The sequence below is a fragment of the Collinsella aerofaciens genome (assembly GCF_039758815.1).
GTDB lineage: Bacteria > Actinomycetota > Coriobacteriia > Coriobacteriales > Coriobacteriaceae > Collinsella > Collinsella aerofaciens_BP.
The window spans coordinates 52,410-66,857 of sequence record NZ_JBDMSK010000006.1 but is presented as its reverse complement, the minus strand read 5'-3'; the positions used below and the strand labels follow the sequence as shown (position 1 = coordinate 66,857).

Annotated in this window: 12 protein-coding genes; 10 read left to right on the top strand and 2 right to left on the bottom strand. The window is 60.3% G+C overall.

The genetic code is table 11. The features are described from left to right. Positions 1-99: 99 nt before the first annotated feature. Positions 100-750 carry a GntR family transcriptional regulator gene (locus ABHT90_RS04775; protein ID WP_117775869.1) on the bottom strand — a complete coding sequence of 217 codons (651 nt, stop codon included), beginning with the start codon at positions 748-750 and terminating at the stop codon, positions 100-102. A 255-nt stretch (positions 751-1,005) separates the two neighbouring features. Here ABHT90_RS04775 and ABHT90_RS04770 point away from each other — a divergent pair, with 255 nt between their 5' ends. The 6 genes from ABHT90_RS04770 (at position 1,006) to ABHT90_RS04745 (ending at position 9,768) form a co-directional block, all read left to right on the top strand. Then, a complete protein-coding gene (locus ABHT90_RS04770; protein WP_117583089.1) occupies positions 1,006-1,782 on the top strand; it encodes a dimethylarginine dimethylaminohydrolase family protein in 777 nt (258 codons plus the stop codon). Between the two features lie 109 nt (positions 1,783-1,891). Then, entirely contained in the window at positions 1,892-3,355 is a 1,464-nt protein-coding gene (locus ABHT90_RS04765; RefSeq protein WP_346981787.1) for a basic amino acid/polyamine antiporter, read from the top strand. Between the two features lie 587 nt (positions 3,356-3,942). Continuing rightward, positions 3,943-6,354: a ferrous iron transport protein B gene (gene feoB / locus ABHT90_RS04760; protein WP_346981786.1), complete on the top strand. Its 2,412-nt coding sequence runs from the start codon at positions 3,943-3,945 to the stop codon at positions 6,352-6,354. Positions 6,355-6,474: 120 nt separating this feature from the next. Continuing rightward, positions 6,475-7,671, top strand: a complete 1,197-nt coding sequence (locus ABHT90_RS04755) for an MFS transporter (RefSeq protein WP_346981785.1) — start codon at positions 6,475-6,477, stop codon at positions 7,669-7,671. Between the two features lie 153 nt (positions 7,672-7,824). Next, positions 7,825-9,201 carry an alpha-amylase family glycosyl hydrolase gene (locus tag ABHT90_RS04750; protein ID WP_117745803.1) on the top strand — a complete coding sequence of 459 codons (1,377 nt, stop codon included), beginning with the start codon at positions 7,825-7,827 and terminating at the stop codon, positions 9,199-9,201. Positions 9,202-9,204: 3 nt separating this feature from the next. After that, positions 9,205-9,768 carry a uracil-DNA glycosylase family protein gene (locus ABHT90_RS04745; RefSeq protein ID WP_346981784.1) on the top strand — a complete coding sequence of 188 codons (564 nt, stop codon included), beginning with the start codon at positions 9,205-9,207 and terminating at the stop codon, positions 9,766-9,768. Position 9,769: 1 nt separating this feature from the next. Here the strand turns inward: ABHT90_RS04745 and ABHT90_RS04740 are convergent, their stop codons facing one another. After that, positions 9,770-10,426, bottom strand: a complete 657-nt coding sequence (locus tag ABHT90_RS04740) for a hypothetical protein (protein WP_346981783.1) — start codon at positions 10,424-10,426, stop codon at positions 9,770-9,772. A 93-nt stretch (positions 10,427-10,519) separates the two neighbouring features. Here ABHT90_RS04740 and ABHT90_RS04735 point away from each other — a divergent pair, with 93 nt between their 5' ends. The 4 genes from ABHT90_RS04735 (at position 10,520) to ABHT90_RS04720 (ending at position 14,384) form a co-directional block, all read left to right on the top strand. Then, the gene (locus ABHT90_RS04735; RefSeq protein ID WP_346981782.1) at positions 10,520-11,656 is read left to right on the top strand and encodes a pyridoxal phosphate-dependent aminotransferase; all 1,137 of its coding nucleotides are present in this window, start codon (positions 10,520-10,522) and stop codon (positions 11,654-11,656) included. A gap of 503 nt (positions 11,657-12,159) precedes the next feature. Next, the gene (gene rplJ / locus ABHT90_RS04730; protein WP_006235004.1) at positions 12,160-12,681 is read left to right on the top strand and encodes a 50S ribosomal protein L10; all 522 of its coding nucleotides are present in this window, start codon (positions 12,160-12,162) and stop codon (positions 12,679-12,681) included. Between the two features lie 102 nt (positions 12,682-12,783). Beyond that, the gene (rplL, locus tag ABHT90_RS04725) at positions 12,784-13,161 is read left to right on the top strand and encodes a 50S ribosomal protein L7/L12 (RefSeq protein WP_006235005.1); all 378 of its coding nucleotides are present in this window, start codon (positions 12,784-12,786) and stop codon (positions 13,159-13,161) included. A 314-nt stretch (positions 13,162-13,475) separates the two neighbouring features. Next, the gene (locus ABHT90_RS04720) at positions 13,476-14,384 is read left to right on the top strand and encodes a UTP--glucose-1-phosphate uridylyltransferase (protein WP_117637621.1); all 909 of its coding nucleotides are present in this window, start codon (positions 13,476-13,478) and stop codon (positions 14,382-14,384) included. Positions 14,385-14,448 lie beyond the last annotated feature (64 nt).

Sequence of the window (14,448 nt, the reverse complement as noted above, 5' to 3'; positions counted from 1 at the left end):
AAATTCTGGGTCGCAGTTTCCTCGAGGGGCCCCGTTGGGAAATTGCGACCCGTTTCGAGCGGGAATAACGGGACACGCTTTCCGCAAGGGCATCGTTTCCTACCAGACGGTGAACTGGGCGTTTTCTGTGTTCCAATGGACATCGCGAACGTAGTCGCGCACGCCCGTCGCATCTCGTGCTTCGAACAACTCAAGAATATGAGCATGTTCGTTGTTGGCTTTATTGAGCAGTTTGCACGCCGTCTCCTGGTCGACAGTCTCGTAATCGCGCTTGATAAAGCAGCGCTCGAGCTGCGAGATCATATCGCGCAGACGGTCGTTGCCGCAGCGGTTGAAGTACGTTAGATGAAAGTCTCGCTGAATGTCGTCGTACTTTCGGATGAGACCGCCTTGGATCGCGAGGTCCATGGAGCCGACGAGAAATTTAAGCTGCGTAATGTCATCGTCGGTTAGGTTCGGACAGGCGAGATATGCGGCCTGCCCGTCGAGCGGCCCCATAATCTCAAAGACTTCAACGGCGTTTTGCTGATCGAACCCACGGACGCGGAATCCGCGGCGGGGGAGATTGTCCAGATAACCGTCGCTTGCGAGCTGGATGAGCGCTTCGCGGACCGGCGTGCGCGACACGCCCATGGCGTCGCAGATCGCTTGCTCGCTCAGCCGGTCGCCGGCCGAAAGCTCGCCGGCGTCAATACGGCTCGAAATGTAGTCGTATACGTGGTCTTTCAGGGGCCTTCTGAGCGTTTCCATGAGCCTATGTTCCTTAACGGTATATTTCTAAAAGCAAATACGTTTCACTTGAATAGCTCAGTTGAATTATAGAACGACCAGCTAAATCATGCTACTTTGCGCCGATACGTAAGAATACGCTTACCGAAGAAAACCTACCGTTCAGGATTGTATACAATATACAAAACAGGAAAACCGCCCTAAGATAAAGCCATCGAAAGGAAGGCGGGCGCGAAGAAGTCCCGCTCTCTGCTAAGAGATCCAAGGAGGATCATCATGACCAAGTTCAGCCACGTCATCATCCGCCGCCCCGGCAAGTCCCTGAGCAATGGCATCACGAGTGCCCCCGAGCTTGGCCAGCCCATCTACGAGCGCGCCATCGAGGAGCACTACGATTACGAGCATGCGCTCGAGCAGTGCGGCGTTGACGTGTCGGTGCTGCCGGCACTCGAGCAGTATCCCGACAGCTGCTTCGTCGAAGATCCGGCCGTCATCACTCGCTGCGGCGCCATCATTACCAACCCCGGTGCCGATAGCCGCAACGGCGAGAAGGACGAGATCGAGCCGGCCGTCCGTCGCTTCTTTGACGACGAGCATGTCAAGCACATCGTTTCTCCGGGCACGCTCGACGGCGGCGACGTCATGATGGTCGGTGACCATTTCTACGTCGGTCGCTCCGCTCGTACCAACGAAGAGGGCATCCGCCAGTTCTGTGAGATTCTCGAGGGCTGGGGCCTCGAGGGTTCTGAGGTTCCGCTGGAGGAGGTCCTGCACCTCAAGACGGGCGTCAACTACATCGAGGACAACAACATGCTCGTCTCTGGTGAGTTCATCGATAAGCCCGACTTTGCCCAGTACAACAAGATCGTCGTGCCCGAGGACGAGGCGTACGGCGCCAACTGCATCTGGGTCAACGGTACGGTCATCGTTGCCGAGGGCTATCCGACTGTGCTCAAGGCCGTGCAGGATCTGGGCTACAAGACACTCGTCGTTGACACCTCCGAGTATCGCAAGGTCGACGGCGGCCTTTCTTGCCTGTCGCTGCGCTTCTAACGCGGTAGCTGTAACAGTCTGATGATCGCTTGACCGATGGCCCGGCACCCGATTCGGGACGTCCGGGCCATCTTTCGTTCGATCACATGATGAAGGGGGTGCACATACAATGGCCTCTAAAGCTCAAAATGAAGAGATTATCGACCCTAATGGCCTCGATCTCTTTCGTCTGACCATGATGGTCATTACCGCCAGTATTTGTGGCGGCATCTTTTCGCTTGCCGGCGATATGGCAGCAGGTGGGGCAAATACCGGTGCGGTTATCGTCTCGTGGGGAATATGCTTTATTGGCGTCTTTGCGCTGATGATGGTGTTCAACGGTTTGTCTCAGGCCCGTCCCGACCTGACCGGCGGCATCTATGCATACGCTGCGGCCGGTTTTGGCGATTACATTGGATTCAACTCCGCTTGGGGCTACTGGATCAGCGCATGTCTTTCCAACGTGAGCTTTGCGCTCTTGCTGTTTAGCGCGCTGGGCTATTTCTTCCCTGCGTTTGGCGCGGGTAACAACCTGCTTTCTATCGTCTGCGCCAGCGTGTTTTTGTGGTTCCTTACCACCCTTGTGCTTCGTGGCGTTAAGGAGGCTGCGGGCATTAACACGATCGTCACGTTGGCGAAGCTGGTGCCGCTGGGGCTCTTTGTGCTGAGTATCGTGCTCCTGGGTAAGTTCAACGTCGATATCTTTATGGACAACTTCTGGGGAGAGCCGGCTGGTCCTGGCTTTGGCGAGCAGGTTGTCTCGACCATGATCGCCCTTGTCTGGGTCTTCACGGGCATCGAGGGCGCTGTCGTTATCTCGGGCCGTGCAAAGTACGTGCGTGACGTCGGCCGCTCGACGGCGCTCGGATTTGCGGCTGTATTCACGCTGTATCTGATCATCTCGATGCTGTCGCTCGGCATTATGCCGCGCGAGGAGATGGCACAGCTTGCAACGCCCTCCATGGCGGGAATTCTCGAGTGCGCAATCGGTCCGGTTGGTGCTGCCATCGTAAACCTTGGCGTTATCCTTTCGTTGGTCGGCGCGCTGCTGGGCTATGTCATCATTGCGTCCGAGACGCCGTTCGAGGCGGCGCGCCAGGGATCCTTCCCTCTGGCGTTTGCCAAGACGAACAAGCACGACGCCCCGGTGGTAACGGTTCTCGTGAGCTCCGGCATCACGCAGCTCTTCTTGATCGTGTCGTATGTGGCGGCGAGCACCTACCAGTTCTTCTATAGCTGCGCAGTCAACACGATTCTGGTTCCGTATGTCTGCTCGGCTGCCTATTACATGGTGATTGGCTGGAAGAACGAGCATCTGGACGGGCCGCATGCGCCCAGCGTCGGCAAAGCCCGCTTCTTCGGTACGCTCGGCTTCATCTACACATTGTTCCTAGTGTGGTCGACGGGTCTTCAGGGCGTTATGATCACGACGATTCTTTTTGCTCCGGCCATTCCCGTTTATATACTGGGCGAGCGAGGCCGCGGTAAACCGGTGCTTCCGCATCTGCACGACAAGCTGATCGCAGCGGTGGTCATTGTCGTGGCAATCATTTCGCTGTATCTGCACTTTGCCGGCATTGCGCCGATAGTCTAAGACTGCGGCAAGCTTCATCGCTTGGTAAGCCGACGGAGGCATCGCGTGCCGGTGCCGTTCGGTAATCCATAACTGACGTGGGCCTCTGTAACGTGCCTTTGTGAGCGCCCACCAAACCCGCGCAGGTGACATTTGTTGCCAGCGCGGGCTTTTGCTGTTGCGGCGAAATGCCGCCGGCAGCTGGGGACGTTCCTATTGTGCCGGCACCCTGGGACACTCCTTGGATGTTCCGCATGCGACGGAGGGAACGGATCATTTTGTCGAGGGGCGGGCGGCTGTTTCGGTCCTCGGGGAAACCGCGTCCCGTTTCGAGAGCAGATTCCGGGCTGTAGTTTCCCCGAGGGCCCCATTGGGAAATCGCATCCCAGTCTGAGCGCCGATTCCGGGCTGTAGTTTCCGCTAGATGCCTCAACCGGAAAGCCCGTCCCGTTTAGGTGTTCCGGAGTGGGATTCGGTTTCCGCAACAGGCCCGTCTGGGAAGCAATGGCCCAGAATTCCCCTTGCACCGATCTGTCGATTGAACGTCGTTGTGTGTTCACGCTATCATAATAAGTTTAAAATTGGTTAGCCATGGCAAACGGTTAGCCATGGTGAACATAAATACAACGCCCTGCGGGCGCCGGGGGAGGAACACGGACGTGAAGCTCGATACACTCGAGATTGGAAAGGACGCCGTTGTCGCATCGGTGGCATCGGACGATCAGGCACTCCGACAGCATATTTTGGACATGGGTCTAACGCCGGGCACCGAAGTCACCATGATGAAGTACGCCCCCATGGGCGATCCGCTCGAGATCCGCCTGCGTGGCTACGAGTTGACACTGCGCAAGGACGATGCCGCTCGCATCGAGCTCGTGGGTATTCACGACACCGATACGGGTCCGCGCGCTAACGCCGCAATCGGCACGACGGAGCATCCGGCCCTGGGCGAGGGGACGTATTCGCCCCGTGCGGCAAAGACGGCCGTGCCCGAGGGCGCGCCGCTGCACTTTGCCCTCGCCGGCAACCAAAACTGCGGCAAGACCACGTTATTCAACCAGCTGACGGGCTCCAACCAGCACGTCGGTAACTTTCCCGGCGTGACGGTCGACCGCAAAGATGGCACCATCCGTAACCATCCCGAGGCAAGCGTTACCGACCTGCCTGGCATCTATTCGCTGTCGCCGTACACGGGCGAAGAGATCGTGAGCCGTCAATTCATCCTTGACGAAAACCCCGACGCCATCATCGACATCATCGACGCCACCAATATCGAACGCAACCTGTACCTGACGCTACAGCTTATGGAGCTCGACCGCCCCATGGTCATCGCGCTCAACATGATGGACGAGGTGACCGCCAACGGCGGCGCCGTGGACGTCAACCTGCTCGAGAGCCTGTTGGGCGTGCCCGTTGTTCCCATTAGCGCTGCCCGCAACGAGGGCATCGGCGAGCTGGTGGACCACGCCCTGCACGTGGCGCGGTTCCGCGAGCGCCCTGGTCGCCTGGACTTTTGCGCGCCCGACGGTCCGGACGGCGGTGCGCTGCATCGCTGCATCCACGGTATTGCTAACCTGATCGAGGACCATGCCGTGACGGCGCACATCCCGGTGCGCTTTGCGGCGACCAAGCTGGTCGAGGGCGATGAGCTGGTAACCGAGGCGCTTCACCTGGATCGCAATGAGCTCGACGCTATCGAGCACATCATCACCCAGATGGAGGGCGAGGCCGGCACCGACCGCCTATCTGCGCTGGCCGATATGCGTTTTAGCTTTATCGGCGACGTGTGCGGGCGTTGCGTCGTCAAGCCGCACGAGAGCCGCGAGCACGTGCGCTCCGTCAAGATTGACCGCATCCTGACAGGTCGTTACACAGCCATTCCGGCGTTTCTGGTGATCATGGGCCTCGTCTTTTGGCTGACGTTTGGCGTGATCGGCGCGGCGTTGCAGGGACTTATGGAGGACGGCATCGCTGCCATCATCGCCTCGGCCGATGCGGGCCTCAAGGCGTTCGGCACCAACGACGTGGTGCGCTCGCTGGCTGTCGACGGCGTGCTTACGGGCGTGGGCAGCGTGCTGACCTTCCTGCCGATTATCGTCGTGCTCTTCTTGTTCCTCTCCATTCTGGAAGACTCGGGCTACATGGCGCGCGTGGCCTTTGTCATGGATAAAGTGCTGCGTCGCTTTGGCCTGTCGGGCCGCAGCTTCGTGCCTATGCTCGTCGGTTTTGGCTGCACCGTGCCGGCTATCATGTCGACCCGTACGCTCCCATCCGAGCACGACCGCAAGATGACGGTCATGCTCACGCCGTTCATGAGCTGTTCGGCCAAGTTGCCGGTCTACGGTCTGCTGTGTGGGGCGTTTTTCCCGCAGGCGACGGTCCCCGCCATGGTCTCGCTCTATCTGATTGGCATCGCGGTCGGTTGCATCGCGGCTTTGGTGCTCAATCGCACGGCATTTAAGGGTGACCCGGTGCCGTTTATCATGGAGCTTCCCAATTACCGCCTGCCGAGCGTCAAGACGACGGTGATGCTGGCATGGGATAAGGCCAAGGACTTCATCACCAAGGCCTTCACCATTATCTTTGCCGCTACGGTGGTCATTTGGTTTCTCCAGACGTTCGATATCCGCTTTAATGTGGTCGCCGATCAGTCGCAGAGTCTACTTGCCGGTCTGGGTAGCATCATTGCGCCGGTGCTGGCGCCGCTCGGCTTTGGCGACTGGCGTGCATCCACGGCGCTCGTCACCGGACTTATTGCCAAGGAGAGCGTCATCTCGACGCTCACGGTGCTTTTGGGCGCAACGTCGCCCGCGGCGCTGTCGACCATGTTTTCGCCGTTTACCGCCTACGTGTTCTTGGTCTTTACGTTGCTGTACCCGCCTTGTGTGGCGGCAATCGGCGCCGTCAAGAGCGAGTTGGGCGCGCGCTATGCCGTGGCCGTATTCGCGTTTCAGGTCGCCGTTGCCTGGATCGTGGCGTTTGTCGTGCATTCGGCGGGCATATTGCTGGGGTTGGCTTAGTTATGAATTGACGGCGCAACCTCTGTGTATCGAATTGTTTTCGGCCCCGCATCTGTACTGACGGATGCGGGGCCGTTGCTATATAATCGCCTCCGCTCAAAACGATTGGAGACGTTATATATGACTCAGACAAGGCAAGACGGCATCACGCTCAAGCAGTGGCTCCCACTCGTCGGGCTCACCTGCTGTGCGTTCGTGTTCAACACGTCGGAGTTTATGCCCATCGGCCTTTTGACTGATATCGCCGCGTCGTTCTCGCTCACCGAGGCCCAGGCGGGCATCATGATCTCGGTCTATGCCTGGGGCGTCATGCTGCTGTCGCTGCCGCTCATGGTGTTCGCCTCGCGCTTTGAGTTCAAGCGGATGCTGCTGGGCGTGCTGGCCGTGTTCTCGCTCGGTCAGTTCCTGTCCGCTGTGGCGCCGACCTATCCCATCCTGGTCTGCGCGCGCCTGGTGGTCGCTTGCGCACATGCCGTGTTCTGGTCAGTCGCCTCGATTATGGCCTCGCGCCTGGTCGACACTCTCCACGGCGCGCTCGCCATCAGCATGATCGCTACGGGCTCGTCCATCGCGCAGATCTTTGGCCTGCCGCTCGGTCGCGCCATTGGCTTGGCCGTGGGCTGGCGCATGACGTTTGCCGTGGTCGGGGGCCTCTCAGCCATCGCGGTCGCCTACCAGGCAGCGGTGTTCCCAGCCATGCCGGCGGGTGAGCGCTTTACCGTCAAACAGCTGCCCGAGCTGCTCAAGAACCCGCTCCTCATCGCGCTCTACGCAGTCACGGTCTTCATGGCGACCGGCTATTACGCAAGCTACAGCTATATCGAGCCCTTCCTGGCGCAGGTCGCGCACGTCGATGCGGGCGCCATTACCATGACGCTGACGGCGTTTGGCTGCTCTGGTCTGCTCGGAAGCTGGCTGTTTGGCCGCCTGTTCGATGGGCATCGCTTCCCGTTCTTGGCTATCACGCTCTCCGGCGTGCCGGTGGCCCTGCTGCTCATGGGGCCGGCCGCATCGTCGCTCGTGACAGTGCTTGCCGTCTGCGCACTGTGGGGTTGCTGCGCCACGGCCTTTAACGTGGCGTTTCAGGCCGAGCTCATCAAGCACACGCCGGCAGATTCGTCGGCCGTCGCCATGTCGATCTTCTCGGGCCTGTTCAACCTCGGTATCGGCACGGGTACCGCGATCGGCGGAGCCGTGGTTTCGGGTCCCGGTATCGCCTGGATCGGCTTTGTGGGCGGGGCGATTGCCGTCGTGGGCGTCATCCTCGCCATCACCGTGCTGTTTCCGGCCATCCGCCGCGCCAAGCCCGTCGCCTAACCATATCCCCTCATCAGTTGCGGTGAAATACGGATTGTTTAGCCCAATAAACCTGGCAAACAGTCCGTATTTCACCGCAACTTATTTTGGGGAAGGGGGTGCACGCTGGGCATACAATGGATGTCGTTGTGTTGAGCTTACCGGGAGGTTGCTATGTGGGCATACGAGACGACGTTCTATCAGATCTATCCGCTGGGCTTTTGTGGAGCTCCGCGCGAAAACGCCGCCCCTGTTGCCGAGGATGAGCTCGCCCAGGCCGCCGATGCCACAGCTAGCCCCGATGCGCCCATCATGAAGATTGCCAAATGGGCCGACTACCTGCAGGAACTCGGCGTTGGCACTGTGCTCATCAACCCGCCGCTCGAGTCCGATAGCCACGGCTACGATACGCGCAGCCTGCGCCATATCGACCGCCGCCTGGGTGGGGATGTCGACTTTGCCGCCGTGTGCGACACACTGCATGCCCACGGTATCCGCGTGGTGCTCGATGCCGTCTTCAACCACGTCGGCCGCGGTTTTTGGGCCTTCCGCGATGTGCAGGAGCGCAAGTGGGATTCGCCGTACAAGGATTGGTTCCACATCAGCTTTGACGGTGACTCGTGCTACGGCGACGGCTTTTGGTATGAGGGCTGGGAGGGCCATTTTGAGCTTGTGAAGCTCAACCTGCAAAACCCCGCCGTGGTCAATTACCTGCTTGAGTCCGTGCGTCGCTGGGCCGAGGTCTTTGGCGTCGACGGCCTGCGCTTGGACGTTGCCTATATGCTCGACCGCGACTTCATGCGCCGCCTGCACGCTTTTACCCGTGAGCTCAAGCCCGACTTTGTGCTGATTGGCGAGACGCTCCACGGCGACTACAACCAAATCGTCAACGACGAGATGCTCGACTCCTGCACCAACTACGAGTGCTACAAGGGCCTGTACTCCAGCTTTAACTCGGTCAACATGTTCGAGATCGCCCATTCGCTGCATCGCCAGTTTGGCGGCGACCCCTGGTGCATCTACCGCGGCAAACACCTGCTGTCGTTTGTCGACAACCACGACGTGCCGCGCCTGGCAAGCATCCTCACCGACAAGTCGTGCCTGCGTCCCGCCTATGGCATGCTCTTTGGCATGCCGGGCATTCCGTGCGTCTACTATGGCAGCGAGTGGGGAATTGCTGGTGAAAAGGGCGGCCCCGATGGCGACTGGGCGCTGCGCCCTGCGCTCGATGAGCCTGCGCCCAACGAGCTGACGGCCTTCATCACGCAGCTGGCGCACCTGCGCTCGGCAAACGACGCGGCGGCCCGTGCTCTCAACTACGGTGCCTATCGCAATGTGGTGATCCAGAACAAGCAGCTGCTGTTCGAGCGCGCCTGCGACGACGCGACGGTGCTCGTGGCGGTGAACGCCGTGGACGAGCCTTACACCTTTGGCGCCGGCGAGCTCAACGGCTCCTTTGTCGATTTGCTTGCCGACGGCGTGCCCACGGTCGAGCTGGCGGGCTCCCTTGAGCTTGCGCCCTACGAGGTGCGCTATCTGTTGAGGGCCTAGGCCATGGCAGCGTCTGACGAGGGCTATCAACATATTGAGCATGGGTTTGAGCCCGTGTTCGACCAGCACTCGCGCGTTTTGGTGCTCGGATCGTTTCCCTCGGTGCTGTCGCGCGCTAATGCCTTTTATTACGGCAACCCTCAGAATCGCTTTTGGCGTGTGATGGCCACGTGCCTCGGTATGCCTGTGCCGCCCAACGAGGGCGATCCTTTGGCAAGCGGTGAGCCCGCGACGCTCGATGCCTCCATTGCCGCCAAGCGGGCCATGCTGCTGAACGGCGGCGTGGCCCTGTGGGACGTAATCGAGAGTTGCGACATCAAGGGCTCAAGCGACGCCAGCATCAAAAACATCGTGCCGGCACATATTGAGCACATCACCGATGCTGCGCCTATCGAGGTCGTTATTTGCAACGGCGGCACGGCCGGGCGGCTCTACAAGCGCTATCTGCAAGAGCGGACGGGGCTGCCGGCTATCGTCTTGCCGTCGACAAGTCCCGCCAACGCGGCATGGCGTCTGGATCGGCTTGTCGAGCGCTGGCACGATGCCATTGACTGGGCAGCCTCTTAATTTAGATGTATGAGCGGCTGCCGAGATATTTCATAGCGATACGCCAAATTGGTGCGGGCAGCGCGGGTTCGGCATAAACCATGCCATCGGCGTCGACGTCATCGGCATTGCCGCCGCCGAGTCGCTGCGCATGCTCAATGGAGCAGCCCATGCGCACGGCGCCTACCAGCTTGTCCATGGCTTCGGAAAACGGCCGGCGCAAGAGGCCCATGCGCGGGGATCGGCGAAGCGCTGCGATGCCGGCGCCGGTGCAGACGGTGATGCCGCCACACCACGACAGCCCTCGATGCTCACATGCTTCACGCAGGCGGCCAACTACAACGTGCGCCTGTTCAGCGCTTCCGTAGGCAGCTTGAACAGCGACATAGACGCGCGTTTCCGCACCCCCAAGGCAATCAAGCGTCTGTTCAACGACGGCCATCGCCTCGCCATCGAGCGCATCTTCAACTGCGAATACGATGCCGTCCGCAACGCTGCTGGCGTCATCCGTCCCCAGATCGACCGGGCGGGGGAGTGCGGTGCCGGAAAGCCGGGCATACGCCGCGATGGCATCCTGAAAGTCCCAAAGCAAAAACTCAAGATCAGCGCTGTCGGGAATACTGATATACGCAATGTTCTGCAGCGTTTTGGGCTCATTGCCACGCGCGGTCGTCTCCATGCCGCCTCCTTTCCGGTTCATTTCCGTTTAGGTTACACCGTCTGCCAGCCGGACGGCGCGCTATCCTAGTGCAACACTTACGAAAGGAATGCCATGCGCCTGCCCATGAACACCTCGCTTGCCACGCTCAAGCCCTCCGGCATCCGCCGAATCAACGCGCTTGCCGCGCAGCATCCGGGATGCATTGCGCTTGCGCTTGGCGAGCCCGATTTCCCCACGCCCGATGTGATTAGCGCCGAGGTGACCGCATCGCTCGATCGCGGCGACACGCACTATCCGCCCAACAACGGTCGCCCTGCCCTGCGCGAGGCTCTGTCTGCCTATATGGGCGACGCGGGCCTTACGTTTTCGGCCGACGAAGCAATCCTCACGGACGGCGCGACCGAGGCGCTATCGGCTACGTTTATGGCTATGCTCAACCCCAGCGACGAGGTCATTATCCCCACGCCGGCTTTTGGCCTGTACGAGAGCATCGTCGTGGCCAACCACGCCAAGGCGGTCTTTTTGAATACGGAGCCCGCGCAATTCCAGATCGACGAGGAAGCGCTTCGCGCCTGTGTGACCCCGGCGACCAAGGCCATCGTCATCTGCTCGCCCAACAATCCTACGGGCTGCATTCTCAACGCGGCATCGCTCGATGCCGTGGCGCGCGTGGCAGAGCAGGCGGGCATCTACGTAGTCTGCGACGACGTCTACAACCGCTTGGTCTACGTGGACGGCTACGAGCGCTTTACCCAACGCCACCCGGAACTGCGCGAGCAGACGGTCATCATCGAGAGTTTCTCCAAGCCCTGGGCCATGACCGGCTGGCGCTTGGGCTGGCTCGCAGCCGCAGCCCCCGTCATCGCCGAGATCGCAAAAGCTCACCAATACCTAGTATCGAGCGCCGTCTCCTTCGAGATGGACGCCGCAGCCCGAGCCCTCACCGTCGACCCAGCCCCCATGCTCAAAGTCTACCGAGTCCGCCGCGAGCGCGTACTCGCAGCCTTAGACGCCATGGGCCTCGACGTAGTGGAACCGGCAGGCGCCTTCTACGCCTTCCCCAGCATCAAACAATTCGGCCTAACAAGCGAAGACTTCTGCATCAAAGCCATCAAAGAGGCAAACGTAGCCCTAGTCCCGGGAGACTGCTTCGGAACCGAAGGCCACGTCCGCCTCAGCTACTGCGTCTCCGACAAAGACCTAGACGAAGGCCTCCGCCGCCTGTCCACCTTCGTTTCAACCCTGTAGCCCTCAGGGACGCAACGCATCAGCCCACCGACTTAAGGATTGTGAGTGGGGCGCGTCGCTCAACGGGCACGAGGATTCGCAGCAAAGTTACCGCAGCTCCGGTCCGAGGGGCCGGGTTGAGATTTTCGTAGATTCCGCACGAGCCGAAGGCCACTTAATGTGGCCTTCGTGCGAGCCAGGACTTGACCGAGCGAAAATCTCAACCCGGCCCCTCGGACCGGAGCGTATGCAGGGTTTGTGTACGAATCCTCGTGCCCGTTGACCGACGCCGGGGTCCCCGCCATAATACTTTCGGTTCACGCACGAATCCGCTGCCAGAGACAGCCGGCGCAAACGGGTCTTACCCGCGAGCTTAATGGGACATCCCGCCAGCCGAGGTGGTCGAGTAGATATGTCTTCTCGCCCCCGTCGCTCATGCAGCGCGGGGGCTTTCTTTTTGGACATGCCCCCGTCACGTCCTTGTGGCGGACCGTGCCCGGAAAGAATTCGAGGAGGTGTAATTCATGCCCCAGCAGTACAAAATCGACAAGGTTGCAGAGATCGAGTCCCGTATCGCCGAGAACGCCGGTCTGTTCGTCGTCAACTACAACGGTCTGACGGTTAAGCAGGCTCAGGAGCTGCGTCATCAGCTTCGCGAGTGCGGCGCCGAGATGAAGGTCTACAAGAACAACCTGGTCAAGATCGCTCTCAAGAACCAGGAGCAGCCCGAGCTCGACGAGATTCTCGCCGGCCCCGTCGCTTATGTGTTCTACGAGTCCGAGCCGGTCGAGGCCGCTAAGGCCCTTAAGGACTTCTCCGCTAAGTCCAAGGGCGTCCTTGAGATCAAGGGCGGTATCTCCGACGGCAAGGCCGTTTCCGCTGATGATGTTAAGGCTATCGCCGAGCTGCCCACCAAGGATCAGCTTCTCGGCCAGATCGCCGGTCTCATCTCCGGTTTCGCTCGCGACATCGCTGTCTGCGTCAACGGCGTTTCCTCTGGTCTCGCTCGTTCGATCCAGCAGGTCTCCGAGCAGAAGGCAGCCTAGTCGCTGTTTTCACCCGCGGCGGCAACGCCGCACCCCTGGCGCATTCGCGCCGTGTTTTAACTGATCTCCGTACATCCGCACGGAAACCGAAAGGACTTAGAAATGGCTAAGCTTACCACCGATGAGATCATCGATGCTCTTAAGGAAATGACCCTTCTCGAGGCTTCCGAGCTCGTCAAGGCTATCGAGGACACCTTCGGCGTTTCCGCCGCTGCTCCTGCCGCTGTTGTCGCCGCTCCCGCTGCTGGCGCTGCTGAGGCCGAGGAGAAGACCGAGTTTGACGTCGTGCTCGAGGGCTTCGGCGACAACAAGATCCAGGTCATCAAGGCCGTCCGTGAGCTCACCAACCTTGGCCTGAAGGAGGCCAAGGAGGTCGTCGAGGGCGCTCCCAAGGCTGTTCTCGAGGGTGCCAAGAAGGAGGACGCCGAGGCTGCCAAGGAGAAGCTCGAGGCTGCTGGCGCTGCTGTCACCCTCAAGTAATCAGGCTTTCTCGCCAGATTTCTTTGCAGACGGGGTTCGCATTGCGAGCCCCGTCTTTTTTGTTTTTCGGTCCCTCGACATCGGTAGCTCAAACTGCCATGTTCTGTGATTTGCGTCGTATCGGGCACCCTGCCGTTGGGCAATAAAATTGCACCATTCGAGCAATAATTTGCGTTGACCTGCTGAAGAATTGTCTCTGCCTTGTAGCGACATATAGTTCCAGCGGTAAGATGCTTAGGTATCGCAATTTGGTCTGCGGCTGTGTGCCGCACGCATGGGGCGCTTTTGCGCCTGCGAAAGGATCTTTGAATAACATGAAGGCAATCATCCCCGCCGCCGGTCTTGGCACGCGTTTTCTGCCTGGCACCAAGTGCACGCCCAAAGAGATGCTGCCGGTGCTCGACAAGCCCGTCATTCAGTACGTCGTCGAGGAGGCGCTCGACCCCGAGGAAGTCGACGACGCCATCATCGTTACTTCTCCCGGTAAGCCCGAGCTACTGAACTACTTCCAGCCCGATCGCTCGCTCGAGAACCTGCTGCGCGAGCGCGGCAAGAACGCCTATGCCGATGCCGTCGCCCACGCTGGCGGTATGCCGGTCGACTTCCGCTATCAGTACGAGCCCAAGGGCCTCGGCCATGCTATTCGCTCTGCTGCCGACGCCGTGGCAGGGGAGAACTTCCTGGTTCTTCTGGGCGACTACGTTGTGCCTAACCGCGACATCTGCGACAAGATGCTCGCCGTTTCCAAGGAGCACGGTGGCGCTTCGGTTATCGCCGTCGCTGCTTGCTCGCCCGAGGAAGTCAGCCGCTACGGCGTTATCGCCGGCGAGCGCGTCGGTTCGCTCGAGGGCGCCGAGGGCGTTGCCGATGCCGAGCCGGGCGCTGTCTGGCGCATCGGCGGTCTGGTCGAGAAGCCCGCTCCCGAGGCTGCTCCGTCCAACCTGTACATCGTCGGCCGCTATCTGCTGAGCCCGCTGGTCATGGACCTGCTGGCAGATCAGCAGGCCGGCAAGGGCGGCGAGATCCAGCTCACCGACGCAATGGCCCGTTCGCTCGATCGCGAGGCCATGTACGCGGTCGTCATCGACCCGCTGTCGGGCTACGACACCGGCACTCCCTCTGGCTGGATGGCCACCAACGCTCTCATGGCTGCAAGCGATCCTCGCTTTGCAAGCGCCTTCTGGGACGCCATCGACGAGCGCGGCGGCTTGATGCGCAAGTAAGCCTTCGGACATCGACATTTACGGGCGCGGACCTCGGTTCGCGCCCGTTTTTTATAAGAGCTGC

What these genes read in the sequence shown, in the direction of transcription:
- ABHT90_RS04775 (WP_117775869.1), bottom strand. Translation starts at nt 750, where the DNA reads ATGGAAACGCTCAGAAGGCCCCTGAAAGACCACGTATACGACTACATT.
- ABHT90_RS04770 (WP_117583089.1), top strand. Translation starts at nt 1,006, where the DNA reads ATGACCAAGTTCAGCCACGTCATCATCCGCCGCCCCGGCAAGTCCCTG.
- ABHT90_RS04765 (WP_346981787.1), top strand. Translation starts at nt 1,892, where the DNA reads ATGGCCTCTAAAGCTCAAAATGAAGAGATTATCGACCCTAATGGCCTC.
- feoB (WP_346981786.1), top strand. Translation starts at nt 3,943, where the DNA reads ATGGTGAACATAAATACAACGCCCTGCGGGCGCCGGGGGAGGAACACG.
- ABHT90_RS04755 (WP_346981785.1), top strand. Translation starts at nt 6,475, where the DNA reads ATGACTCAGACAAGGCAAGACGGCATCACGCTCAAGCAGTGGCTCCCA.
- ABHT90_RS04750 (WP_117745803.1), top strand. Translation starts at nt 7,825, where the DNA reads ATGTGGGCATACGAGACGACGTTCTATCAGATCTATCCGCTGGGCTTT.
- ABHT90_RS04745 (WP_346981784.1), top strand. Translation starts at nt 9,205, where the DNA reads ATGGCAGCGTCTGACGAGGGCTATCAACATATTGAGCATGGGTTTGAG.
- ABHT90_RS04740 (WP_346981783.1), bottom strand. Translation starts at nt 10,426, where the DNA reads ATGGAGACGACCGCGCGTGGCAATGAGCCCAAAACGCTGCAGAACATT.
- ABHT90_RS04735 (WP_346981782.1), top strand. Translation starts at nt 10,520, where the DNA reads ATGCGCCTGCCCATGAACACCTCGCTTGCCACGCTCAAGCCCTCCGGC.
- rplJ (WP_006235004.1), top strand. Translation starts at nt 12,160, where the DNA reads ATGCCCCAGCAGTACAAAATCGACAAGGTTGCAGAGATCGAGTCCCGT.
- rplL (WP_006235005.1), top strand. Translation starts at nt 12,784, where the DNA reads ATGGCTAAGCTTACCACCGATGAGATCATCGATGCTCTTAAGGAAATG.
- ABHT90_RS04720 (WP_117637621.1), top strand. Translation starts at nt 13,476, where the DNA reads ATGAAGGCAATCATCCCCGCCGCCGGTCTTGGCACGCGTTTTCTGCCT.